This window comes from Enterococcus sp. DIV0876 (assembly GCF_050529585.1).
In the GTDB taxonomy this organism is placed as follows: Bacteria; Bacillota; Bacilli; order Lactobacillales; family Enterococcaceae; genus Enterococcus_D.
The window spans coordinates 1,923,927-1,948,394 of sequence record NZ_CP172882.1 but is presented as its reverse complement, the minus strand read 5'-3'; the positions used below and the strand labels follow the sequence as shown (position 1 = coordinate 1,948,394).

Below are 24,468 nucleotides of genomic sequence, written 5' to 3'. Positions count from 1 at the left end.
ATGGATCAAGCTTTGAAAAAAATGTCTCACTGCTCAATTATTTTCACATTTGACTTCCTTTTGATATGCTTAATACAGGAGGGATTCTCATGCAAATTGATCTACAAATGTTGGCGATGATTTTCTTTATCAATCTAGCCTATGTAACATTAAATACATTACGTTTCTTATTAACGATGAAAGGGTATCGTGTGATTGCACCACTTGTCAGTATGGTTGAGATCACGATTTATATTTTGGGTTTGTCTTTGGTTTTAGACCGTTTAGACAACCCGCTGAATTTACTGTTTTATGCCTTAGGCTATGCAGCTGGTGTCAGTATCGGCATCAAAATCGAAGACAAACTGGCACTGGGTTATACAATGGTCACAGTTATATTGCCGAGTAATACCGATGAAGAAAAGAGCCTCCCAAAGATCCTAAGACAAGAAGGCTATGGGGTCACCCAAAGTTATGGAGAAGGATTGGAAGGACCACGGTTGATTTTGGAGATCTTATCACAAAGAAAAAGCGAAAAGAAACTATACCAAACAATCAAATCTATCGAAGAACGAGCATTCATTATCAGTTATGAGCCTAAATACATCTCTGGTGGATTTTGGACCAAAAAAATTAGTCGACGAGAACATAAAATAAATAAAAAAAACAACAATAATTAAAGTAAACGATGTTCAAATATGCATTACAGCAGTATAATAGGTAAGTATTTTTATCATTGAGAGGATGCGTTAAATATGGAAAAACAAGCCAATGGGATGATGGCGGTCTTTGCCGCACTCGTGTCTAACATATTGGTTGCCATCAGCAAATTTGTTGGTTATGCCTTAAGTGGCAGTGCCGCGATGCTGAATGAAAGCATCCATAGCGTGGTGGATTGCAGCAATCAGATCTTTCTGTTGATTGGAGACAAACGATCAACCAAAGGACAAAGTGAGCTCCATCAGTTTGGGGAAGGAAGAGCAAAGTATTTCTTTAGTACCATCGTTGCGATGATGTTATTCTTTGGTGGTGGTGCCCTTGGTGTGATGGAAGCGGTAGAAAAGCTGCTGCACCCTGCCCATGAAGTTGGCAATACATGGTTGATCATTGCGATTTTATTATTTGGGATGGTTGTTGAAGGCAGTTCCCTCTGGATCGCTATCAAAGAAATCCGTGAATTGAATGTCGATAAACAACCAATCTACCGCTTCTTAAAAGAAAGCCGCCATAGCGAAATCTTGATTATTTTTACAGAAGATTTTTGTGCGATTCTAGGGTTAGTGATTGCTTTAGTTGGTACATTGTTGACGATGATCACTGGCAATGCCTTTTTCGATGCATTCAGCGGATTATTGATTGGGTTATTATTAATGGTGGCTGCCATCTTTTTGGCAAGAGAGTTTTATAGTTTATTGATTGGTGAAAGTGTGACGAAACGTGATTTGGCTGTCATCAAAAAAGCCTTTGAACGACCAGATGTCGATCGTTTGATCGATGTCAAAACGGTTCATTTAGGCCCGGCCGAAATCTTGATTGCGGCAAAGGTCGATATTTCTGCCAAACAAGAAGACATCGGCTATACGATCATCAATGAGATCGAAGCGGAGATCCGACACCAAATGGCTGACAAAAAAGTCTACATTTATATCGAAACAGATGAATATGACCCTCATTATATGGAAAAACGTCGCCAACTTGTCCGTCCAAAAGAATGATTTAGCTAGAATACTGCGCATTTATTTGATACAATAGACAAGGATTATCACAGAGTGAAGGAGAAATCAATTTATGATCAATGCAAGTGATTTAAAAGCAGGGATGACATTTGTCCAAGACGGCAAATTAATCAAAGTATTAGATGCAAGTCACCACAAACCAGGTAAGGGCAATACAGTGATGCGTATGAAATTAAGAGATGTACGTTCAGGCTCAACTTACGATACGACATTCCGTCCAGAAGAAAAATTTGAGAAAGCCCATATCGATACCAACGCAGTGCAATATTTGTATACAATGGACGATACAGCCTTTTTCATGGATTTAGAAACATATGAACAATACGAAATTCCTGTTGAAGTTGTTGAAGAAGAAATGAAATATATTCTTGAAAACATGGAAGTAAAAATCCAATTCTTCGGTACCGAAGTCATTGGTGTTCAATTGCCAACAACGGTTGTCTTGAAAGTTGTTGAAACACAACCATCGATCAAAGGTGCAACTGTTACTGGTTCTGGCAAACCCGCTACTATGGAAACGGGCTTGGTCGTCAATGTACCTGACTTTGTTGAAGAAGGCGAATTGTTAGAAATCAACACTGCTGAAGGTACGTATATCAAACGTGCAAAATAAATGAGTAAAAGCGATGAAAAACAGCTGCTGTTTTTTCATCGCTTTTTTTGTTGTGTCGTCCTTTTATTTGGGATAGCGTAAATCGTTGTTTTTTTGCAAGGCATAGATGCTATTTGATCCGCTGCAAAAATAAGCGACAGAACAAACAATCGCAAAATAAGGAATCGTTTGAAAACCAAACACTTCTCCGCCGATAAAAATAGGCGCCAACACTGTATTGGTGGCACTGCCAAAGACACTTGCATAGCCTAAAGCGGCAACTAGTTCCACTGGCAATCCGAACATAGGTGCTAAAAGCGCGCCTAATGTAGTGCCGATGGCAAATAAAGGGGTCACTTCACCACCAAGAAAACCGATACTGATCGTAAGAACAGTCAACAGCATTTTGAATAACCAATCATAGCTGTATATGGGTTGATGGGCAAAGGCGGCTGAGATAAGATTGGTACCAAGACCTGCATATCTGCCTTGATAGAAGAGCACCAAGCAGGCTGCCAGCAAAACACTACCGAAAAAGATCCGTTTCAAGGCATTGGGGCATTTTTGTTGTATCCATTTTTTTAAGTGAGACAAGAAGAAAGCAAAGGCAGCACCGGTTAAACCGAATAGCAATCCTAAGAGCAGTAGTTTAAAGAATACAGATACTGTCACATCAAAAGTCCCAGCCAGTGGTACACTGAATTTTTCCAAACCAGCCCATTTAGAGACTGCACTAGCTGTAAATGCTGCAAGTAATGTGGGTAAGAGGGCATGATGAAACAATGTACTCACAACCAATACTTCTAATGCAAAAAAGGTCGCGGCGAGGGGTGTCTCAAATAATCCGGCAAATCCAGCCCCCATACCGATGATAATCAATGTTTGATTGTATTTTTCCAGTTTGAGCCAAGCACCAAGTCGATTCGCGATCGTTGCCCCTAATTGTACAGCTACCCCTTCACGGCCCACACTCCCCCCAAATAAATGGGTGATCCAAGTACCGATCATCACGAATGGAATCATTCTTAGTGGGATCTCAGATTCTTTTTTATGGCCGACTAGAAAGACCAAGTTCATGCCTTGGGTACTTTTTTTGCCATATATTTGAAAAAAATACACAAATAGCAGACCGGCAAACGGTAAGAAAGGAATCAAATATAAAAAGTGTGTCATTCTAAATGCGGTGAGAAAAAGCAAGATTTCTCCAAAGAAAGCATCCAGCAAGCCGGCAATCACACCAATACAGACGCTGACACCAGCCAACATCAAAAATTCTTGATACTGTAACCTTTGTTTATTCATTATTTGTCAAACCCTTCATCAAATGATTCTTTTTTTACACGATCTCTCTTTACATAAAAATAATGACTTCTACACACCAAAAAATCAGTGGTAGAAGTCATTAGCATAATTGCGGTTTCAGTTATTACTGAGGAAGACATTCATTTCCTTTATTGTCCATTATTATCTATTATATTTATACGATTGTCAATAGTGCAGACATATCGGTAAACGCATGAGAATAATGGTTATGTTGTTTGTTTACATATGGTAAAATTATACTATTAAAAGATTGAAAAGATGGAGGCGCGAGATGATTGGCATGATTAGCGCGGAGTTGTGGCAGCAAAGTGAATTTTTTTACTATACATTGGTTCCGATACTGATCGTATTCGGATTGATCGCAGTCTTGGGTTTAATGATCTTACTTTTGTATCAGGAGAATCGCCATCCTAAGGCAATCGCAGTCCTCGTTGGATTGATCCTTATATGCGGAGTGGGGTTTTTGATAGGAGATCATCTATTTCATTCATTTAAAGAGCTGAATGGACAAGTGACACCAAGTATTCGTGATCGTGAAAAGCGCTTTGGCGGTTACAAATATTATGATCGTGATACAATGTCGGTGTATCAACGAATCCAGATGGATGAAACAATCGATGCATGGGGAATCTATCAGGCAGAACCCGTATCGCAAGCGATTACCTTTTTGGGTTTGGCCCATGATTCGGTGTATTTTAAAATCGGTGGACAAGTTTATTATGCCCGGATGTCACCGACCTTTGTGGAGGGGGAGACTGCCGCGTTGAAGGGAATTCAATACCATTTAATAGACCCTTCATACGAAAAAATTGGCTTTTTAACAGAAACCAATCAGTACCTTGAAGAGATTCAGATTCCTGAATCCCAAGCACATATGGTTTTTGAACCCATTGATTCAGTGAAACCGCAAGAATTTGGCAAAGGGCAGTCGGTATGGGCGTTACCGAAAGACAAATGATGTCTAAATAGTGAGAAGGGGCTGTGATACGCTATGCGGGCACACAACCCCTTTTTTGATGTAGAGAATCAATGAGGCAGAACATTTCGTTCTTGATATTGTATCAGATAGCATTCTTTCTCTTTTCTTGGTAATTTTTTGAAGGCTGCTTCGGCTTTGGTGGCTTCGCTTCTGGTTGAGAAAGCTTCAGCGTGAATCATCTGCAAGGGACGTCGACTAGCCGGACGGGTATACTTGGCGCCGATCCCTTGATTGTGTTCGTTTTCTCGTCGTATCAAGTCTGTTGTATACCCGCCATAGAAAGTTTGATCGTGACAGCGCAGTACATAAAAATAATGTTGGTCAGCTGCCATACAACATCCCGCTAACTTCCGCCAAGTAATGCCCTTGCTCATCGTAGGTGATCAGAGGCGGATCGATTTTAAAGCCGTCTGCTTTGCCATCTTTGATGCCCTCAATCAATAAAATATTGGCTTCTTTACCAGCTTTTGGATAAACAAATCGTACCCGTTTAGGAGCGATGCGGTGTTGCCGCATACAATCGAGAATCTCCAAAAAACGATCCGGGCGATGCACCATAGCAAAACGGCCATTCATTTTTAGGGCTTTGCTTGCTGTAGCAACAACTTCCTCCAAATCAGTCGTGACCTCATGGCGGGCAATGGCTAAATAGGGATTGGGGTTTTTGACCGCTTTTGGCAGATTTTTAAAATAGGGAGGATTACATACCAACAGATCGACGGAATCAGGTTTGATTTTTTCGAACATATTTTTTAGATCAATTGGATAAACCGTGATTTGTTCTTCTAGTTGATTTAAGATAATGCTTCTTTTGGCCATGTCGGCTAAACGGGCTTGTAATTCGATTTGAATGATTTTGGCGCTGGTTTTTCGGCTTAAAAAAAGGCCAACTGCACCATTTCCTGCACATAGATCGACAATTAGGCCACGCTTAGGAATAGTGGGAAAATTTGCCAGTAAAACAGCATCTAAAGAAAAAGAAAAAACATCACGACTTTGGATGATTTGGATATCGTCAGCGTATAATTGATCAATCCGTTCGTTGGGTTGTAACATGATAAGACTCCTGTTCTATAGTTGATTCAGTAAAAAGGCCGGTAGTGAATGAGCCTTTTATCATAAAGCAGATCAAAGTAGCTGATAGGTGCACTTTCATAAAGCTCTGTCAGCTTTGCGTTCTCATTATAGCAAATTCCGATAATGGTTACTAGATGGGAAGATGCTTCTTGCATCTGCGAAAATGCGTGTGATTGTTTTGTGAAGAAAAGAAAAAAGGCTTGTCATTTTTACGTTTTTTTAGGATACTGATAAGAGGAAGAAAGAAAGGACAATGAATATGTTTTTTAGTTTTATGCGTGGTATAGTACGGATCATTCTTTTTCTGGTCAATGGCAATGCCCGCTATCAAAATAAAGAAGTATTACCCGATAACGAAAATTATATATTGGTTGCACCCCATCGAACGTGGTGGGATCCATTGTATTTGGCAGTGGCAGCTAGACCCAAAAAATTCAGTTTTATGGCCAAAGAAGAATTGTTTAAGAATCCGGTTTTGCGGTTTATCTTGATTCATGCCAATGCCTTTCCCGTCAAAAGAGATAAACCAGGACCTAGTGCCGTGAAAACACCTGTAAAAATCCTAAAAGATACCGATTTAAGTTTGATCATGTTCCCTAGTGGTACCCGACATGCGACTGCATTAAAAGGGGGCATGTCTTTGATTGCCAAAATGGCAAAAGTCCGAATCGTTCCTTCGGTCTATCAAGGACCTTTGACCTTGAAAGATTTATTCAAACGCAAGCGCGTCACGGTTCGTTTCGGTGAACCGATCGATATTAGTGATATCAAAAAAATGGATAAAGAAGGGTTGGCGGAAGTGGAGCGTCGCATCCAAAGTGCCTTCAATCAATTGGATCAAGAAATCGATCCAACATTTGTTTATAAAATCGATGAAGCCAAAAGAGAAGACTGATCCTAAAAAAGACCATTCCGCGGAATGGTCTTTTTCATTTATTTATGATTTGTTTATAGCACCTTTTTAAGTGGTGCACTTATTCTGTCACTGGTTGATGCTCTTTTTCTAGTTCATTTTTGTCATAAATTTTAACGAAAGGATAATAGATAAAAACAGATAAAACAATCAATAAAATGTTTAAGACGATTGCGCGCCAATCACCACCTGTGGCCAAAAAGGCACCAATTGGCCCAGGCAATGTCCAAGGCGCATTGACGGTCACTTTATTGACCAAACCGACAGAGGTTGCTATCCAAGCAATGATCCCGTTTACTAATGGGGCAATGATGAATGGTGGAATCAAAATGGGATTCAACACAATTGGGGTACCAAAAATCAAAGGTTCATTGATGTTGAAAATTGCTGGCAATAAAGCCGTTTTTCCTAATTTGGAGCCAAACTCTGATTTCGTGCGAAAAGCAAGCAAAATGGCTAATCCAATCGTAGACCCTGCCCCGCCGATCCAGATAAACCATTGATAAAATGGTTCCGCTGCAATATTTGGAATGATATCTCCTGAAGCCATTGCAGTGGTGTTTCCTTCTAAAAGCTGCAGCCAAAGTGGCCGTGCCAATGAACCGACGATCGATGCACCATGGATCCCAAATGACCAGAAGAAAGTTGTCAAGAAAGTGATCAATAGAACACTAGGGAGACTATCAGCTGCACTAACCAATGGATCAACGACTTTTGCCACGATCGTATGCCAATCAAAACCAATGTAATAGGTGATTGCCCCCATACCCAAAATGATGACCAAAGTCGGTGTAAGTGCTTCGAAAGAGCGAGCCACCGCTGGCGGTACTTGGGCAGGCATCGTTATTTTGAACTTGGAACGATCCGTGATGCGATAGATTTCAACAGCCAAAATCGAGGTAATGATCGCCACGAACATTCCGGCACTGCCCAAGTTCGCCATTGGCAATACAAAACCAGCAGTTCCAGCTGCTTCTAAGGCTTCTGCAGGAATATTGACTGGAGTAAACGTCAATAAAAAGGCAGTCGTTGCTAAGATTCCTCCGGATAAGCCATCGAGTTTATAAGAACGGGATAAGCTATAACCAATCCCGAAGGCAGCATACAAACTCATAATATACATGGTCATGCGGTACGGCAATAAAATCGTAGTGGCATTACTCGATAAGAATTGGTAGATTCCCCAGTCTTGCGGCAATGGCGGAAAAGCCAAAATCATGAAGAAGGAACTCACAATAATCAATGGCAGCGTAGAAACGATCCCATCTCGGACTGCCCGTAAGTGGCGTTGATTGCCAAGAAATTCCATGGGTCCTGCTAAATGTTGTTCGATAAACTGTGTAAATTTGTCTAACATATAGTCAACCTCCTAAATGTAGTATGATTTGTGTTCCCAAGGATTGGGAATGATTTTACCTAATATGACACCTTGTGATGCCCCCGTGGCTGCAGGCGCGTTATTCATATGGCCATGCAATGTCTCGTTGCCTAGAATGGCAAAAGCGATGGCTTCTTTGGCGTCGTTTGAGCCACCGACTTCAGATTGTGTTTGGACCGTTAGACCCTGAGGCAAATAGTCTTTGATCATGCGGATCAATGATTGGTTATGGGCGCCGCCACCGGATAAAATAATCTCGATATCAGACAACCCAATCGCTGGAAAGACAAACTTTCGGTAACTATCCGTGATTGAATAGGCAGTAAAATCAGTTACAGTGGCAATCAAATCTTCTGCTTTTTCATTTGCATAATCGGCTAACAAACGTTGTGTGAACTGTTTGCCATATACTTCGCGACCGGTACTCTTAGGCGGGGAGAATGTTAAAAATGGATGATTTCTTAATTCTTGTTGGAGCTTTGGAATAATCTTTCCCCTTTCAGCGGTTCGCCCATATGCATCATAAGGTTGGTCAAAAAGACTGGTCATCATTTCATCAATGATCATATTGCCAGGGCCTGTATCAAAAGCGAATAAGTCTTTAAAATCACCAGCTTTTGGTAAAACAGTCACGTTGCCGATCCCACCTATATTTTGCAGTAGGCGGTGCTTGTGCTGTGATTGATACAACAAATATTCGGTAAATGGAACCAAAGGTGCGCCTTGGCCGCCAGCGGCCATATCCATGACCCGAAAATCTGCAATGACCGTTGTTTTGAGTCCGTAGGCAATAATCGATGGTTCACCAATTTGTAAAGTGCTGTTGGTCAATGGATCGTCAGATGGGGCATGCCAAATCGTTTGTCCGTGACTTGCTACGAAATCGATTGAGTCGACAGATACATTGGCTTCTTCACAAAGCCTGCGGCAAGCAGCCAAGAATGCATGGCCCAAACGAACATTCAGTTGACAAATCAATGGCACGTTTGATTTTACAGGATCGCAAGCCAACTTGATTTGATCTTTTAACGCAGCGTCTAAAGGCACTGTGACCATGTCGAGCAATGTGACATTTGATGTTAAACCGCTACCATTTATTTCAACAAGTGCAGCATCGATGCCATCTAAACTTGTACCGGACATTAATCCAATCCCACGCATGAGCGTCCTCCTTTCTTCAAAAAATTTTGAAACCAGTGTATGAATCCGATTTCACATTTATTGTAATGGATGTGTAATTATATTTCAAGTTAATATTTTTGTTTTGAAAAATAGTTTCACCATTGAGATGTCAGAAGCGCACAACGATGCGCCAAAACAAGTGAGATTGGAAATATGGGATTTTCGTCTTGTGTTATATATATAAGAAGTCCCTAAAGTGGTATAATGATGGGAAGGATATTTTTAAGAAGGTGTGGACACATGCGAATTTTACATACAGCCGATTGGCATATCGGGAAAAAACTACATGGATACGATTTGATTGATGATCAACGCCATATCGTCGATCAAATCATCGAGATTGCGCGTACAGAAAAAGTCACGGCGATTGTGATTGCTGGCGATCTCTATGATCGATCAGTGCCGGCAGTGGAAGCGGTCAAACTGTTAAATGAGAAAATCGCGGAGATCAACTTGACGCACAAACTACCATTACTCGCGATTTCTGGCAATCATGACAGTCCCATTCGGTTAGAAACCGGCAAACAATGGTTTACCGGAACCCAGTTTCATCTGGCAACATCGATTGCAGATAGTTTACAGCCAGTGACTATTTCTGATACACAATTCTTTCTGCTGCCTTATTTTGAACCCATTGAGGCACGTCTATTCTTTGATGAACCGATCACAACGATCGCCCAAGGAATGTTACGGGTGATCGATGAAATGAAAAGGCAGTTTGACCAGACCAAAAAACAGATCTTGGTCACCCATTTCTTTGCGGCGGGTTCAAGTCAAACAGATTCGGAAATTAAAATCCAGGTTGGCGGACTAGATAGTGTACCTTTAGATGCTTTTGAACCGTTTGATCGGGTCTTACTGGGTCACTTACACAGTAAGCATGCCCTAAAGCATCCGCAAATCAAATATAGCGGATCTCCCCTTAAATATTCTCTTTCAGAATGGCAAGATGAAAAAGGTGTCTATGTGATCGACACGGTGGCAGATACATGTGATTTCACCCCATTAAAACCCAAAAGAGATATTTACTCCATAGAAGCGTCTTTTGCTGAGCTGACGGATCCTGCTTTTTACACGACACTGGATCGTAGCGCTTTTTGGCATTTTTCATTGACGGATCGAGCCGTTATTCCCAATATGATGAACCAGCTGCGAAAAATCTATCCAACGATTTTAGCAGTTGAACGAATCAATGGACGCGAACAAGAGCAAAAAGAACGATTGACACTGAAAGACAACGATCCACAAACGTTGATCCAACAATTTTTTCGTGAAATGACCGGAGACCAGTTGATGGATACCCAGCAACGGTGGATCGATCAAGGATTATCAGAAGTTTTGACCACAGAAAAGAGGGTGGATCAATGAAGCCAAAAAAACTCACAATGAATAATTTCGGCCCTTTTATTGAAGAGTCATTGGATTTTGATCAAGTGGCAATATCTGGCCTTTTTTTGATCAGTGGTAAGACTGGGGCTGGGAAAACCACGATTTTTGATGGCATGACCTTTGCGCTTTTTGGGGAAACCTCGGGCAATATGCGTTCTGGCAAAGAAATGCGCTCGATGTTTGCTTCACCGATCGAAGAGACAAGTGTTTCGTTCACATTCGAACATCAATCGTTGCGCTATGAGATCATTCGCCGACCAGAGCAAGTATTGGCTAAGAAACGCGGGGAAGGGGTCACCAACCAAGCCGCGAAAGTTCAATTGACGATTTTTGATCCATCAGGTAAAGAATTGAAACAACTCACGAAACGTAACGACGTCGATCAGTTTATCAAAGAGTTATTGCAGCTGGATGCCAAGCAATTTTTCCAAATCATGATGCTTCCTCAAGGAGAATTTCGCAACTTCTTGATTGCCACCAGCAATGATAAGGAGAAGGTGCTGCGAAATCTCTTTGGGACACAGCTGTATCAATCCTTCAATGAATGGCTCAAAGGACAGCAAAAGGTACAAACCAAAACCCTTGACCAGCAGCAAAGTTTAGCTGACCAATTACTGAATCGCTTCGAATGGCAGGAAGAGCAGCCAGTTTTGTCGACTGCAGAAGCATTAGATGCATGGGCAAAGGATCTTAGCAAACAAGATGATGCAATAGAGATTTTGCTCACGCAAAAAACACATATCGAACAAACCTATAAGCAAGCACAAGCTCGTTTTTATCAAGCAAAAGAGCTGGAAAATTTACGTCAAGAACAACATGACCTGTTGAAAAAACAAGGATCTTTGCAAGAATCTGCAGCAATGATTGAGCAAAAAAAGAAAAAACTGGCAGCCTTAAGCTGGGCTGCAGAACAACAGCATATTTGGCAACAGCGAATGGAAAAAAAAGCAGCGAAAGCAGCAGCTGAAATACAGTTAGGCGAGGCACAAGAAAGATTGACTGCTGTTCACCAGCAGCAAAAAAAATGGCACGAGCAACGACCTGCCATTTATCAGCTCAAGGAAATATTAGAAAAAGCACTGGCTAAACAGCGCATGTTTGAGGGATTATTGCCGATTGCCCAACAAGCACAAAGACAACAACAAGAATTGACTGACTTGCAAAAAGAAGAACAGCGTCAGCGCGTCAAACGACAATCCTTTGAAACTGAGCAAACACGTCTTGAAGCGCAACAAGCACAGTTGACTGCCCAGATTGCAGCAGCTGGTGATTATCAATCTGAAAAAATCCAATTACTGGAAAGCAAAAACTTGCTGGAAAAATGGCAGCAAATCAAAGAGCAGCAGGTGAAAGCCGATAACAGTTATCTGACATTCAAAGAACAAGAAACTGCGTTGATCAAGGAACAAGCCCGTTTAGAAAAGCAGATAGATTTGTTGAAAGCATCATTGAAGACGGAAACAAGTCAAAATGCTAAAATGCAAATTGCCCGTTTACAACTCTTGCTTGAACCAGACGAACCCTGCCCTGTATGCGGTGCTGTGGACCATCCCGTTGTGGAGACACATTCGACGTATACGATCGAAGATATCATCGAAAGTGAACAAAAATTGGTCCGCACACAAAATGAACTGACCACAGCCAAAGAACAGTTGGCTGCCAATCAAACGCGATTGCAGCAATGTCAGCAACAGTTAGATGCCCTATTATCGGAAATTGAAGAAAGCCAACACGCACACGAGGATGCGTGGCAGTCAATCTATCAATCACTTCAAGCTTTGATGGATCCTGAAGAAGACGATAGCTTCAATGAAAAAACGGTTGCTGCTTATCTCAAACAGCGCATGGCACGCAATGAAAGACAAACAATGGCGGTACAAGAAGCGCAACAACAATTACAGACTTTTGTCCAACAGCAAGCATCCTTCAATAGCGACAAACAACATTTGCTGGATGCAGAATCAGCAGCTGTTCAAAAAAGACAAATGGCTGAAGGAAAATTGTCAACACTGATGGAGCAGCTTTCGGGTTATTCGATCCAACAGATAGAAAAAGAACGTCAGCAATTGACAGCCTTGATTCAAGAACATACGGCTAAGATCGACACCGATAGTCAGCAAGGAACGGAAATTGAAAAAAGTGTGGTCGTTCATTCTGAAAAAGTAGAGAATCTGCAAAGATTTCTAGAAGAAAAGCAACAAGAAGTACAAGCGGCTGATCTGGCGGTAACAGTTTTTCTTCAAGAGGCCGATTGCACAGAGAATCAGTTTCAAGAACTGCTTTCAGCGCTTTCTGAAAAAGATACACTTTCAAGTGACATCAACAAATACCAACAAGATCTGTATGCCATACAACAACGCTTGTCGACCCTTGACCAACGTTTGGCCAAGGAGGAGGAAATTGATAGTGATCAATTGGCTGATCGCTGTCAGCAATTGCAAGCTGAACTGGAGCAACAGCAGGAACAAGTGATTCAAAAGCAAGAAAAAATGCGCAACAACCAACAAATTTATCAAGAACTTCAAAAGCTTTACACACAAAATGTGCAGGCATTAGATCAATTGAGTCAATTGCAGCAGTTGGCAGAAACCATCAATGGGGAAAATAGCAAGAAAACCAGCTTAGAACGCTTCGTATTGCAACGTTATTTGACAGAAATATTGGTCGTCGCTAATGAACGTCTTGGACGTCTCACAAGGGGACGTTATCAGTTTGAATTGGCTGATAAAATAGGCAGTTATCGCAGTTCAACGGGACTGGAAATCAATATCTATGATGACAATGCTGGACAAGTCCGGCGCGCCCACACCCTTTCCGGTGGGGAAAGTTTTATTGCCGCATTGGCACTGGCCATTTCACTAGCGGATGTGATCCAAGCAAAGGCTGGCGGCATCGAAATCGAAGCACTATTTATTGATGAAGGATTTGGTTCTTTAGATGAAGAATCATTGGAAATGGCGATGGAGGCTTTAGAGATGATTGAAAGTGAAGGTCGCATGATTGGGATTATTAGCCACGTGCGTGAACTTAGAACACGAATCACCCAACAAGTGTTCGTAGAAACAAATGGCGGCGGACAAAGCCGTATTCGAATCAAAGAATAAGAAAGGCGGGTGATACAATGAAGTGGAGCATACCAGAGAAAGTTATCGAACGAGGGCGGACCTATTTAAATGAAGATCGTGTCTTATCCGTCACACCTGATGCCCAAAAAAATGTTTGGCATGCAGAAGTTTTAGGGTCGGAATTATATTTGGTGACACTAGATGCAACTGCGAAAGAAGTCGATTACTGCCAATGTCCCTATTGGGAAGAACATCATTATTGCAAACATACGGTTGCAGTAGAATTGTACTTGCGTAAACATGGGAAAACCCGGATGATCACTGAAAAACAAGCGGTAAAAAAACAGTTTTCGCCTTCAGAAATGTTCTCCAATGGGTTTGCCAGACTAACTGCTGCAAACGAGGAGACCGTACCGCTTCAAATTGAGTATCATGTTGATACGATACCAACCAACCCCTACCATCAAGAATTAGATTTACTAGGTATTTCGTTGAAAATCGGGTATCGCGGGACTACAAGAAATTATGTTGTCAAAAACATTTATAAGTTTTTGCAAATGTATCAAGAGAAAAAAAGTTATACAGCCAATAAACAATTCGAATTTTTGCTGACTGATGATGCGTTTGACGAGAAAAATCTCGCTCTATTACAGCGATTAGCTGGTATCGCGCAGACCCAGCAGCTGATCGGACAAGCAGGGATCCAAGTCAATGGTAAGCTAGACAAAAAGTATTTGTTGTTGCCAGTTGAATATGGCAAAGAATTATTGGAACAAATGAATACGGTTTTTGGCATGATCACGATTGGCAGCCATAAGGTCAAAGAAGCCGTATTTGCTACCGGCAATCCATTGAGATTTCATGTGGAAAAAGACGGGGATATGTTTGTCTTGCGGTTTACAACTGATTTTGATTATTTACTTCACCACTATAGTTGGGGGCTTTTGAATGGTCAATTCTATGAGCTGACAGCGGAACAAAAAGAAATCTATGTCACGATGCAACAATTGTTCAAGCGATTTGAGGTGCCGATTATTGCTTATCCTAAGGATGAATTGGCAAATCTCTTTATGAAAGTACTGCCGCATTTACGCAAAATCGCAACGGTGACGATTGATGAAGCTGTTGGTGCCGAGATAGAAGAAACTGAATTACGGGTGGTTTTTTCACTGAGAAAAATCAAAGGACAGATTGATCTGCAAGTTGATTTTGCATACGGTGATGTTGTCTTTTCGAGTGATCCTAAGTATCAACATACACCAGCGGGTCATCCAGAAATTTTACGAGATTTTAAACAAGAAGCCCGAATTGAACATGTTTTGGAGACATTAGGGTATCATGCCAGCAGCAAGAATCGCCAAAAGGACTTACCCACAGGAGAACATCTTTATACGTTCTTTACCAAAGAGGTACCGATTTTACGCCAACTAGGGGACGTACGAATCGGCAAGAAATTACGTGAACTATATCTCGATGCACAACACCATCGCCCGCAAATCGCGATAGAAGAAAACGGCTCGTGGCTGGATATCAAATTTGATATCAGCGGGATCGCAGAAAACGAGATCGATGCAGTTTTGCGCAGTTTGTTGCAGTCGGCCAAGTTTTATACAACAGAAAGTGGCCAGGTGCTGTCATTGGAGTCAGAAGCTTTCCAAGAGGCGAGTGCTGCGCTGCAGCAATTGCGGATGGCGATGGCAGTCAAAGATGGCGCCATTCAAGTACCTTTGAATCAAGGCCTCATGTTACAAGAACAATTTACGGCGCAAGCTGATTTTAGTGATGGATTCAAACAAATGACCGAAGATTTGATCCATCCTGAAGGTTTTCAAGCAACACTGCCTAAAGGACTGAACGCCGAGCTTCGGCATTACCAAGAAACAGGATTTCGTTGGTTAAAAATGTTGAGTCATTATCATTTTGGTGGGATTTTAGCAGATGAAATGGGGCTGGGGAAAACTGTACAAACCATTTGCTACCTGTTGTCTGAAAAAGAAGAAAACCAAAAACTATCAGCATTGATCGTTGCACCTGCCAGCCTCACGTACAATTGGCAGCAAGAACTAAAACGTTTTGCACCAAGCTTAAAGGCTTGTGTGATCAGTGGCAGCAAAGAAGAACGAGAAACGCAACTGTTGGAAATGGCTGACGTGCGTATCACCTCTTACGCCAGTTTGCGGCAAGATATCGATGCTTATCAAGAATTGAACCTGACTTGTTTAATTTTGGATGAAGCCCAAATGGTGAAAAACAGTGCGACCAAAACGGCCCAAGCATTGCGTTCTTTACAAGTACCACAACGTTTTGCATTGAGCGGTACCCCAATTGAGAACAATCTTGAAGAATTGTGGTCCTTGTTCCAGATGATTATGCCTGGCTTCTTCCCGAATAAGCAGGGATTCAAAAGCTTAGATACCCAAGAGATCGCCAAAATGATCAAACCGTTCATTTTGCGGCGAGATAAAAAGTCTGTGCTGCATGATCTGCCAGAAAAACTAGAAACCAATTATTATAGTGTTTTGACGGAAGAACAAAAGAAAATTTATCTGGCCTATCTGCGGCAAATGCGGGAAGAAATCGCGCAGATGGATTCCGCTTCTTTCAGAAAAAATCGCATCAGTATTTTGGCAGGTTTGACCCGCTTACGTCAAATTTGTTGTGATCCTAGATTGTTTGTGGAGGATTATCAAGGGTCTTCCGGCAAATTAGAACAGGTCAAAGACCTATTGACAGCAGCCAAAGAAAACGGCCGACGGGTATTATTGTTTTCACAATTTACCAGTATGTTGTCCTTGATTGAAACAGAGTTGGCGCAAGAAGGCTTTGAAACATTTTACTTACGCGGCAGCACACCGCCACAAGAGCGATTGGCTATGGTAGATGCCTTTAACAGCGGGGAAAAAGATGTCTTCTTGATTTCCTTGAAAGCCGGAGGGACCGGATTGAATTTGACGGGTGCTGATACAGTGATCTTGTATGATCTTTGGTGGAACCCAGCCGTTGAAGAACAAGCAGCGGGCCGGGCACATCGGATCGGTCAACAACGCGTGGTCGAAGTGTGGCGAATGATCGCTGAAGGAACGATCGAAGAACGGATGGACGCATTACAACAAGAAAAACGCGAACTATTCCAAAAAGTGATCCAAGGAAATGAAACGCAATTGCAGCAAATGACCGAAGAAGATATTCGGTTGATTTTGAGTATTGGTGAAGAGACCTATGGGTAAACAGCAAAAAGCACGATGCCGAGGGGCATCGTGCTTTTTATGCATACTGCATTTCTTGTACGGACAAATGGGTGGTGATAGCTGCTGTCAGGTCTTCAAAACAATCAATGGTCATGTCTGGCAGAAGTGCGAGACCCTCTGGTGCTGTGCGTTCTCGATGATTCAGCCACAATGCTTGCCACCCGGCACGTTTGGCACCGATCACATCATTGTCGAAGTTATCTCCGATATACAGCGTGGTTGCGGGGTCTAAATCAAACATTGATTCAGCCAATCGGAAGATTTCTATATCCGGTTTTTGATAGCCAGTTGCTTGTGAGATCATCATGTGTTCTGGTTTGATCCACTGAGTGAGTTCTAACTGATCTAATTTTTTTTGTTGATGAACTGTAGGTCCATTGGTGATGATACCTATTTGGATAGGCAAACCAGCTAAGTAATCTAATGTATCTTTGACAGCGGGATGGATAGTGATCGCGTCGAGTTGTTCTTCATACATCGCTTGAAAATGTTGGCTTTCTTTCAAAGTGACAGGAGCATAGCCGAGGTCTGTCAAAGAAGTGCTTAATCGGTAATGACGGAAGTAATCCAAGGTCCATTCATTTGCTAACACTTTGCCAAATTGTTCATCGCTATGCACACGAAAGCGCAAATAAAGGGAAGTAAGCTGCTGGCAAGGGATCTCGGGGAAATAGGTCATAATTGCTTGTCGAAATGGTTGTTGCTGGTCATAAAGAGTATCATCGACATCAAAGAGTATACTAGAAATCAAAAAAAGACACGCCTTTCATTGTTAATGAAAATTTTCATTTGTTTTTCGTCTTTATCATAAATGATTTTTTTTGAGAAAAAAAGATGTAAAAGCTTGTTAAATAAAGGTTTATTTTACTATTTTACCTAAACCGCGGAGTGATAGACTTTCATAATAATGGTGAATTTTACCCATTTTCAGACTTTTCTCATTTTGCCTTTTCACTGATTCTTCTTTATAATGAAAGAATTGGAGGAGGGGTAATGTGTTAAAAAGGTTTTTTAGTTATTATCGGCCCTATCGGTCGCTGTTTATATTGGATTTTACATGCGCTGTCTTTGCTGGTTTGTTAGAATTGGTTTTTCCAGTAGCGGTCAACCAAGTGATCGACAAAATCATGCCGCAAAATAATTTTCGTTTGATCATGCTGGCTTGTTTAGGTTTATTCTTTTTTTATGTCATAAACACGATTTTGCAATATATAGTGGTCTTTTATGGGCACAAGTTGGGGGTCAATATTGAAACTGATATGCGTCAAGAGTTGTTTCGACATTTGCAGACGCAATCATTTGAGTATTATGACAATCAGAAGACGGGGAAATTGATCAGTCGTTTAACTACAGATTTATTCGAAATCTCTGAAGTTGCCCACCATGGACCAGAAGATGTTTTTATTACAATCATGACATTGATTGGTTCTTTTATTTTGATGTTGAATATGCATGTACAATTAGCCGTAGCAACGTTTGCTTTGATTCCACTGATTACCATCGCATTGGTCTTTTTTAACAAAAGAATGACCAAAGTCAATACTGAGATCTATGATAATCTTGGTGAATTCAATGCCGGCGTAGAAGCGTCTGTCAGTGGTATTCGTGTGACCCAATCATTTGCCAATGAAACGTTTGAACACAAAAGATTTGATGGCTTGAGCGAAATCTATCGTCGCTCGAAAATCACTTTCTATAAAATCATGGCCATTAGTTCTGCATATAATTATTTTTTGATCCGCTTGATCAATCTGTTTGCCCTGATTTTTGGTGCCTACTATGTCATTCAAGGTGAGTTGACCAATGGAGAGTTTGTCGGTTTTATTCTCTTATCGAATGTTTTTGTTAGACCAATCGAAAAAGTCAATACGATGATCGAAAGTTATCCGAAGGGGATTGCTGGCTTTCGCCGCTTGACCGAAGAACTGGATAAACAACCAGCGATTCAAGATAAGCCTAATGCAGTGTCTGTAACCAATTTGAAGGGTGATATCAAGTATCATGATGTTTCATTTGCCTATGCAGATGCAACAAAGGTCTTGAATCACATTGATTTGCAGATCACAGCAGGGGAAACTGTCGCTTTTGTCGGTCAGAGTGGTTCCGGGAAAACCACACTATGCAATCTGTTACCTAGATTCTATGAGGTTACAGAAGGGGAGATCACCATTGATGGAATCAATATCCAAGATATGACCTTGGCCTCTTTAAGAGGGCAAATCGGTACTGTCCAACAAGATGTTTTCTTATTTCCAGGTACGATTCGAGAAAATATCGCATATGGGAAATTGGATGCTTCCGAAGCTGAAATCATGCAAGCTGTGAAGTTGGCTCATCTAGGACAAGTGATTGACCAAATGAGTGATGGATTGGATACAGTTATCGGCGAACGCGGAATCAAATTGTCAGGTGGCCAAAAACAACGTGTAGCGATCGCTAGAATGTTTTTGAAGAATCCGCCGATTCTGATATTGGATGAAGCAACGTCGGCACTAGATACTGAAACTGAACAAGTGATCCAAGAATCTTTGAATGCCTTAGCCGATGGCAGAACAACATTGATCATCGCTCATCGCCTGGCAACGATCAAGCATGCCACAAGAATTATCGTTGTCAGTGATCAAGGAATCTTGGAAGAGGGGACCCATGACGCTTTGATGGCATTAAATGGACATTATCGGCGATTGTATGATGCGCAGTTTGCTCGGAATTCGTCTGATTCTTCACCTGTCATCAATAGGTAAAACATGCTTAGCCAAAGCAACAACAATTGTGTGTTGCGGTTTATAGGCAGCTTATCCTTTAAGATAAGCTGTTTTTTTGTTGCAAACTTGTTATTTAATATGATAAGTGATCCTTATGATGAAGGGGATGAAAAGAGATAAACTACTTTTTATTAGAAATAGATTTGCATCACAAAAGTAATCTGTTACGCTAGATGAAAGAATCAAGCAAATTTAAAAATAACAAAAACTTTTTTTGTTTCTGTTTTTTGTGATTTGTGCTTCATTTTTTGTGATTTTTACCTTAAAAATAAAACCGCGAGGAATGCGCATTATATCGCTGATAAAGAAATTACAGTTGTAAACTATTTGCAAAAAATTAAAAAACGTATCTTAATTTCAGAAGCATTATGATTCAAAGCATTCTTTGCTTGATACACCTTTGACATACTGTTGTATAAAAGAAGTAATATTAAAAAAAAATTTGAAATCTCTCATTTATCGATTCGAACTTTGAGAGAAACCTTTTGTTTTTAAGGTTTCGCTTTTAATATAACTTTCGAGTTTTATTAAAAAATATGAGATTTAGACTAGATTTTTTTTATATTCTTCTGTATAATTGAAATCAAGCAAGGGAACAGGACTTGCGATCAACATATTTTTTCAAAAGGAGAGATGCACGTTGTTGACACTATACACTTCCCCAAGTTGCACGTCTTGTCGCAAAGCTCGTGCGTGGTTACAAGAGCATGAGATTCCTTTCGTTGAAAGAAATATTTTTTCAGAACCATTGAATATTTCTGAATTGAAAGCCATCTTACAGATGACAGAAGACGGTACCGAAGAAATTATTTCCACCAGATCTAAAGTTTTCCAAAAGTTGAATATGGATCTAGATGACCTGCCGCTTAAAGATTTATTGACCCTTGTCCAAGAAAATCCAGGATTATTGCGTCGTCCGATCATGATCGATGAGAAACGGTTGCAAGTAGGTTTTAATGAAGATGAAATTCGCCGGTTCTTACCTAGAGATGTTCGTCAACTAGAACTTCGTCATGCCCAGTTAATGGCAGGATTATAACAACAACATCTTTGACCCGTTCTTAAGCCGAACGGGTTTTTTTGTAGAGATTTACGATTTTCTTAAGCGAATATTCGTTTTCTCTTTACTTTTTAACTGGTTTCGCTACAATGAACCTATAGTAGTAGCAAAAGTGAGGTGTAGCTAATATGGAAATGGAACATATCAATGAGAACACCATTCGTGTATTGATCAAAAGTGAAGACTTAGCTGCGAGAGGTATCACTTTTCTTGACCTTCTAGGCAACCATAATGAAATTGAAAACTTCTTTTATAGTATTTTGGAAGAAGTCGATATTGATGAAGAATTTAAGGGGAGTGAAGCGGTCACGTTTCAAGTTTTGCCAAAAGGCGATGGCTTAGAATTGTTTATCAGTAAAAATCTTCCGCCAGAAGCCATGGAAAGTTTCGATGACTTGTCAGAGAACGAACATGAAGATATTACCGATATGTTGAAGAAGCATGTGGCAGCGCAATTACAAGAAGCAGAGCAAACAGAAGAAATCGGTACCCGATTTGTTTTTGAGCTGGCTCATTTCGAAGATATGATACAGTTGGCATCGGAAGTCTATTTAGATGCTGTTGCGACCAATCTCTATCAAATGGGCAACCAATACTTCATTGAACTGCGGTTTACCGACCCAGAAGTCACGGATATCGAAGTGGAAAATGCCTTGTCTTATTTCATGGAATTTGCACAACGGACATCTGTCACCCCAGAAGTACTTTCTGAATATGGTCAGTTGATCATGGAAAATGATGCCTTATCATTGACCCGTTATTATTTCAAAAATGAATGATTGTGTCAGTGTTTGACAACCGTTACATCTTTTGAGATGTGGCGGTTTTTTTGCGTACTTGATGTTGAGGTGATGATGACATGATTTACGCATATGATCAGGATAAGCAGTTACGCCATGCTGATTCAGTTTTAGTCAAGAAAGACAGCTTTTATTGTCCGGGTTGCCAAGAACAAGTGATATGGAAAGGCGGACGTTCTCGAAGACCACATTTTGCCCACCGCAACAACGCCAGCTGCAGGACCTTCAGCGAAGGAGAAACACAAGAGCATTTGGCAGCAAAAGCCTGTTTATACGACTGGTTCCAGCCAATGCCAGTGCAAATCGAATGTTTTTTGCCTGAGTTAAATCAACGTCCCGATTTAAAGTGTTGTAGACAGGTGATCGAGATACAATGTTCACCGATCACCATGAAGGCTTTTTTATCTCGTACAACTGGGTATCTGAGCGCAGGTTATCAGCCATGGTGGATCTTGGGTAGTCGCTTGCAACCCAAAAAACGCTGGCATGAGATTGCCAAAGCCAGTTGTACTTATGATGAAAACGGCTTTAGTCTGTGGGGAATCGATACAGAGCGCCAGTGTCTGATCAAATATACGGATATTCATTGGCATTATCAATACGGTGTCGGTTCTCACTGTATTTGGTTTTCAGAAGGCAGTCCGTTTGACAAAACAACACTGAGACCTATTACCAAGCAGCAACCTATCCATCAAAATAGAAAACCACTATGGCAAGCCAATGGCTATCAGTGTTGGCTCTTGCAGCAGTTGATCAAAAAGTCACCATGCATCATGAAAATCCAAGCGCTTCTTTATTCTCTCCATGGTCATGTCGCACGATTGCCGTTTTGGTGTTATCAAGACAGCCGCTTTGCCTTTTTGTTTGAACATCGATTGCTGGTGATGCGTTTTTGTTTTCACATGGATCCCAAACAATCTTTTACGCATTGGCTGGACAAATTGCGATTGATTGACTGGTCGTGGGCCTATCCACTTCTAGACCAGACCAGAATCTTGTTTGCTTTGTTTCATGAATGTCAACAATTGGAAGAAATCTTTCAATTTCAAAACCAATGATTTGGTTCCCGCCAAAAGTGTGTTAAGATATTTTTAGACAAAATCAAAGGAGTGAAACAAATGTCAGAACCGAAACAATTACCTGATCGCAGCTCGATTCCTGAAGAAAAAACCTGGGACTTGACTAAAATCTATGCAGATGATGCAGCGTTTGAAGGCGCTTATCAAGAAATCGCTGCTCAAGCAAAAGAAGCAAAAAATTATCAAGGCACGCTTGCTGAAGGACCGGAAGCCTTCTTAAAGGCCTTAGAATATGTGTTGGATCTTTCCCGCAAAATCGAGAAACTGTATGTTTACAGCCATTTGAAAAATGATCAAGATACTGCCAACACGACCTACCAAGGGCTTTATGCGAAAGCAAGCAGTTTGATGGCGCAAGTAAGTGAAGCCATCGCTTGGTTTGATCCTGAGTTGCTAACGATGACGGATGAAACGATTTGGGGCTATTTTGACCAAGAACCAAAATTAGCGGTTTACCGTCATTTGATCGAAAAAACAATCAATGAACGCCCGCATGTTTTACCAGCAGATCAAGAAGCATTACTTGCTGGTGCAGGAGAAATCTTTGGTGCACCAGGCAATATTTTCTCTGTATTGAACAACGCTGATTTGGTTTTCCCCATTATTGAAGATGAAAATGGAGAGAAAGTTCAACTTTCTCATGGTGTCTATGGTGAATTATTAGAAAGTACTGACCGATCTGTTCGAGAAGCAGCATTTAAAGGCTTGTATAGCGTCTATGAGCAGTTTCGTAATACGTTCGCACAAACGTTGAGCACCAATATCAAAAGCCACAATTTCAAAGCCAAAGCCCGTCATTTTGAATCAGCGCGACAAGCAGCGCTAAGTGCCAACCATATTCCTGAAAGTGTTTATGATACCTTGGTATCTGTAGTTAATGACCATTTGCCGTTGCTGCATCGCTATATGGCTTTGAGAAAACGGTTGTTAGCAGTCGATACAATGCATATGTATGATGTGTATACGCCAATTTTAGGAGAAGCACCGATTCGTTACACGTATGATGAGGCTGTTGTTAAAGCCAAAGAAGCATTAAAACCGTTGGGCGAAGAATATTTGGCCGTGGTGGAAGAAGCATTTGACAATCGTTGGATCGATGTCGTTGAAAATAAAGGGAAACGCAGTGGCGCGTATTCATCCGGCGCGTATGATACATTGCCTTATATTTTGATGAACTGGAATGACCGTTTGGATCAATTATTTACCTTAGTCCATGAAATGGGGCATAGTGTCCATAGCTACTTTACCCGCAACAATCAACCCTATGTCTATGGCGACTATTCGATTTTCTTGGCAGAGATTGCTTCAACGACAAACGAAAACATTTTGACGGAATATATGCTTCAGACAGAATCCGATCCTAGAGTCAAAGCGTATGTCTTGAATCATTACTTAGACGGCTTCAAAGGAACGATTTTCCGCCAAACTCAATTTGCTGAGTTCGAACATTTTATGCATGTGGAAGATGCCAAAGGCACGCCTTTGACGAGTGAATATTTAAGCGAAAATTATGCGCAATTAAATGCCAAATACTATGGACCTGCAGTTGCTGAAGATCCAGAGATTCGTTTAGAATGGTCACGCATCCCGCATTTCTATTACAACTATTATGTATATCAATATTCAACAGGCTTTTCGGCTGCTTCTGCTTTAGCCAAGAAAATCTTGTCAGGAGAACCGGATGCACTAACAAATTATTTGAATTATCTAAAAGCGGGTCGTTCTGATTATCCGATCGAAGTGATGAAAAAAGCAGGTGTCGATATGACGCAAGCGGATTATATCAAAGACGCAATGAAAGTGTTTGAACAACGATTAGATGAACTTGAAGCGTTGGTCAGTGAAATCGAAGGATAATGATTTGAGATAAAAAAAGATCAACCCATTTGTCTTGGGTTGATCC

Annotated in this window: 19 protein-coding genes and 1 riboswitch; of the genes, 13 read left to right on the top strand and 6 right to left on the bottom strand. The window is 41.0% G+C overall.

Going from position 1 to position 24,468, the window contains the following annotated elements; genetic code table 11:
* Positions 1-89: 89 nt before the first annotated feature.
* The 3 genes from IGI41_RS09060 (at position 90) to efp (ending at position 2,328) form a co-directional block, all read left to right on the top strand.
* Positions 90-659 carry a DUF2179 domain-containing protein gene (locus IGI41_RS09060; protein WP_430609469.1) on the top strand — a complete coding sequence of 190 codons (570 nt, stop codon included), beginning with the start codon at positions 90-92 and terminating at the stop codon, positions 657-659.
* 75 nt (positions 660-734) lie between these two features.
* Entirely contained in the window at positions 735-1,694 is a 960-nt protein-coding gene (locus IGI41_RS09055; RefSeq protein ID WP_430609468.1) for a cation diffusion facilitator family transporter, read from the top strand.
* 73 nt (positions 1,695-1,767) lie between these two features.
* On the top strand, positions 1,768-2,328 hold the full coding sequence (efp, locus tag IGI41_RS09050) for an elongation factor P (protein ID WP_430609467.1): 561 nt from the start codon (positions 1,768-1,770) through the stop codon (positions 2,326-2,328).
* A 63-nt stretch (positions 2,329-2,391) separates the two neighbouring features.
* On the opposite strand, the gene IGI41_RS09045 is transcribed toward efp, so the two are convergent.
* The gene (locus tag IGI41_RS09045; RefSeq protein WP_430609466.1) at positions 2,392-3,609 is read right to left on the bottom strand and encodes a chloride channel protein; all 1,218 of its coding nucleotides are present in this window, start codon (positions 3,607-3,609) and stop codon (positions 2,392-2,394) included.
* A gap of 84 nt (positions 3,610-3,693) precedes the next feature.
* Positions 3,694-3,766: riboswitch (Fluoride riboswitch) on the bottom strand.
* 135 nt (positions 3,767-3,901) lie between these two features.
* On the opposite strand from IGI41_RS09045, the gene IGI41_RS09040 reads away from it, so the two are divergent.
* Positions 3,902-4,588: a hypothetical protein gene (locus tag IGI41_RS09040; RefSeq protein WP_430609465.1), complete on the top strand. Its 687-nt coding sequence runs from the start codon at positions 3,902-3,904 to the stop codon at positions 4,586-4,588.
* Positions 4,589-4,656: 68 nt separating this feature from the next.
* Here the strand turns inward: IGI41_RS09040 and IGI41_RS09035 are convergent, their stop codons facing one another.
* On the bottom strand, positions 4,657-4,941 hold the full coding sequence (locus IGI41_RS09035; RefSeq protein ID WP_430609464.1) for a GIY-YIG nuclease family protein: 285 nt from the start codon (positions 4,939-4,941) through the stop codon (positions 4,657-4,659).
* The gene (locus tag IGI41_RS09030; RefSeq protein WP_430609463.1) at positions 4,931-5,665 is read right to left on the bottom strand and encodes a tRNA1(Val) (adenine(37)-N6)-methyltransferase; all 735 of its coding nucleotides are present in this window, start codon (positions 5,663-5,665) and stop codon (positions 4,931-4,933) included. Before IGI41_RS09030 ends, IGI41_RS09035 begins: the two co-directional genes overlap by 11 nt.
* A 280-nt stretch (positions 5,666-5,945) precedes the next feature.
* Between IGI41_RS09030 and IGI41_RS09025 the strand changes: the two genes are divergently transcribed.
* Entirely contained in the window at positions 5,946-6,581 is a 636-nt protein-coding gene (locus IGI41_RS09025; RefSeq protein ID WP_430609462.1) for a lysophospholipid acyltransferase family protein, read from the top strand.
* Between the two features lie 79 nt (positions 6,582-6,660).
* Here IGI41_RS09025 and IGI41_RS09020 read toward each other — a convergent pair whose 3' ends face one another.
* Complete coding sequence (locus IGI41_RS09020) at positions 6,661-7,956, bottom strand: PTS sugar transporter subunit IIC (protein ID WP_430609459.1); 1,296 nt, start codon at positions 7,954-7,956, stop codon at positions 6,661-6,663.
* A 12-nt stretch (positions 7,957-7,968) separates the two neighbouring features.
* Positions 7,969-9,138 carry an anhydro-N-acetylmuramic acid kinase AnmK gene (gene anmK, locus IGI41_RS09015; protein ID WP_430609458.1) on the bottom strand — a complete coding sequence of 390 codons (1,170 nt, stop codon included), beginning with the start codon at positions 9,136-9,138 and terminating at the stop codon, positions 7,969-7,971.
* Between the two features lie 261 nt (positions 9,139-9,399).
* Between anmK and IGI41_RS09010 the strand changes: the two genes are divergently transcribed.
* The 3 genes from IGI41_RS09010 to IGI41_RS09000 are packed head-to-tail and all read left to right on the top strand — an operon-like array spanning position 9,400 to position 16,840.
* Positions 9,400-10,527, top strand: coding sequence for an exonuclease SbcCD subunit D (locus IGI41_RS09010; RefSeq protein ID WP_430609457.1), 1,128 nt, complete (start codon positions 9,400-9,402; stop codon positions 10,525-10,527).
* Complete coding sequence (locus tag IGI41_RS09005) at positions 10,524-13,652, top strand: AAA family ATPase (RefSeq protein ID WP_430609456.1); 3,129 nt, start codon at positions 10,524-10,526, stop codon at positions 13,650-13,652. The genes IGI41_RS09010 and IGI41_RS09005 overlap by 4 nt, the downstream gene beginning before the upstream one ends.
* A gap of 17 nt (positions 13,653-13,669) precedes the next feature.
* Positions 13,670-16,840 carry an SNF2 helicase associated domain-containing protein gene (locus IGI41_RS09000; RefSeq protein WP_430609455.1) on the top strand — a complete coding sequence of 1,057 codons (3,171 nt, stop codon included), beginning with the start codon at positions 13,670-13,672 and terminating at the stop codon, positions 16,838-16,840.
* Positions 16,841-16,877: 37 nt separating this feature from the next.
* Here the strand turns inward: IGI41_RS09000 and IGI41_RS08995 are convergent, their stop codons facing one another.
* Positions 16,878-17,612, bottom strand: a complete 735-nt coding sequence (locus tag IGI41_RS08995) for an HAD family hydrolase (RefSeq protein ID WP_430609454.1) — start codon at positions 17,610-17,612, stop codon at positions 16,878-16,880.
* Between the two features lie 244 nt (positions 17,613-17,856).
* On the opposite strand from IGI41_RS08995, the gene IGI41_RS08990 reads away from it, so the two are divergent.
* The 5 genes from IGI41_RS08990 (at position 17,857) to pepF (ending at position 24,422) form a co-directional block, all read left to right on the top strand.
* Positions 17,857-19,605, top strand: coding sequence for an ABC transporter ATP-binding protein (locus IGI41_RS08990; RefSeq protein WP_430609453.1), 1,749 nt, complete (start codon positions 17,857-17,859; stop codon positions 19,603-19,605).
* A gap of 661 nt (positions 19,606-20,266) precedes the next feature.
* The gene (gene spxA / locus IGI41_RS08985) at positions 20,267-20,665 is read left to right on the top strand and encodes a transcriptional regulator SpxA (protein WP_054116607.1); all 399 of its coding nucleotides are present in this window, start codon (positions 20,267-20,269) and stop codon (positions 20,663-20,665) included.
* Between the two features lie 149 nt (positions 20,666-20,814).
* On the top strand, positions 20,815-21,465 hold the full coding sequence (locus IGI41_RS08980; protein WP_430609452.1) for an adaptor protein MecA: 651 nt from the start codon (positions 20,815-20,817) through the stop codon (positions 21,463-21,465).
* Between the two features lie 80 nt (positions 21,466-21,545).
* A complete protein-coding gene (locus IGI41_RS08975; RefSeq protein WP_430609451.1) occupies positions 21,546-22,544 on the top strand; it encodes a competence protein CoiA in 999 nt (332 codons plus the stop codon).
* Positions 22,545-22,604: 60 nt separating this feature from the next.
* Entirely contained in the window at positions 22,605-24,422 is a 1,818-nt protein-coding gene (gene pepF / locus IGI41_RS08970; protein WP_430609450.1) for an oligoendopeptidase F, read from the top strand.
* The last annotated feature ends 46 nt before the right edge of the window (positions 24,423-24,468 follow it).

Excerpts from the sequence above, each read along its gene's own strand:
- IGI41_RS09060 (WP_430609469.1), top strand. The coding sequence starts at position 90 with ATGCAAATTGATCTACAAATGTTGGCGATGATTTTCTTTATCAATCTA.
- IGI41_RS09055 (WP_430609468.1), top strand. The coding sequence starts at position 735 with ATGGAAAAACAAGCCAATGGGATGATGGCGGTCTTTGCCGCACTCGTG.
- efp (WP_430609467.1), top strand. The coding sequence starts at position 1,768 with ATGATCAATGCAAGTGATTTAAAAGCAGGGATGACATTTGTCCAAGAC.
- IGI41_RS09045 (WP_430609466.1), bottom strand. The coding sequence starts at position 3,609 with ATGAATAAACAAAGGTTACAGTATCAAGAATTTTTGATGTTGGCTGGT.
- IGI41_RS09040 (WP_430609465.1), top strand. The coding sequence starts at position 3,902 with ATGATTGGCATGATTAGCGCGGAGTTGTGGCAGCAAAGTGAATTTTTT.
- IGI41_RS09035 (WP_430609464.1), bottom strand. The coding sequence starts at position 4,941 with ATGGCAGCTGACCAACATTATTTTTATGTACTGCGCTGTCACGATCAA.
- IGI41_RS09030 (WP_430609463.1), bottom strand. The coding sequence starts at position 5,665 with ATGTTACAACCCAACGAACGGATTGATCAATTATACGCTGACGATATC.
- IGI41_RS09025 (WP_430609462.1), top strand. The coding sequence starts at position 5,946 with ATGTTTTTTAGTTTTATGCGTGGTATAGTACGGATCATTCTTTTTCTG.
- IGI41_RS09020 (WP_430609459.1), bottom strand. The coding sequence starts at position 7,956 with ATGTTAGACAAATTTACACAGTTTATCGAACAACATTTAGCAGGACCC.
- anmK (WP_430609458.1), bottom strand. The coding sequence starts at position 9,138 with ATGCGTGGGATTGGATTAATGTCCGGTACAAGTTTAGATGGCATCGAT.
- IGI41_RS09010 (WP_430609457.1), top strand. The coding sequence starts at position 9,400 with ATGCGAATTTTACATACAGCCGATTGGCATATCGGGAAAAAACTACAT.
- IGI41_RS09005 (WP_430609456.1), top strand. The coding sequence starts at position 10,524 with ATGAAGCCAAAAAAACTCACAATGAATAATTTCGGCCCTTTTATTGAA.
- IGI41_RS09000 (WP_430609455.1), top strand. The coding sequence starts at position 13,670 with ATGAAGTGGAGCATACCAGAGAAAGTTATCGAACGAGGGCGGACCTAT.
- IGI41_RS08980 (WP_430609452.1), top strand. The coding sequence starts at position 20,815 with ATGGAAATGGAACATATCAATGAGAACACCATTCGTGTATTGATCAAA.
- IGI41_RS08975 (WP_430609451.1), top strand. The coding sequence starts at position 21,546 with ATGATTTACGCATATGATCAGGATAAGCAGTTACGCCATGCTGATTCA.
- pepF (WP_430609450.1), top strand. The coding sequence starts at position 22,605 with ATGTCAGAACCGAAACAATTACCTGATCGCAGCTCGATTCCTGAAGAA.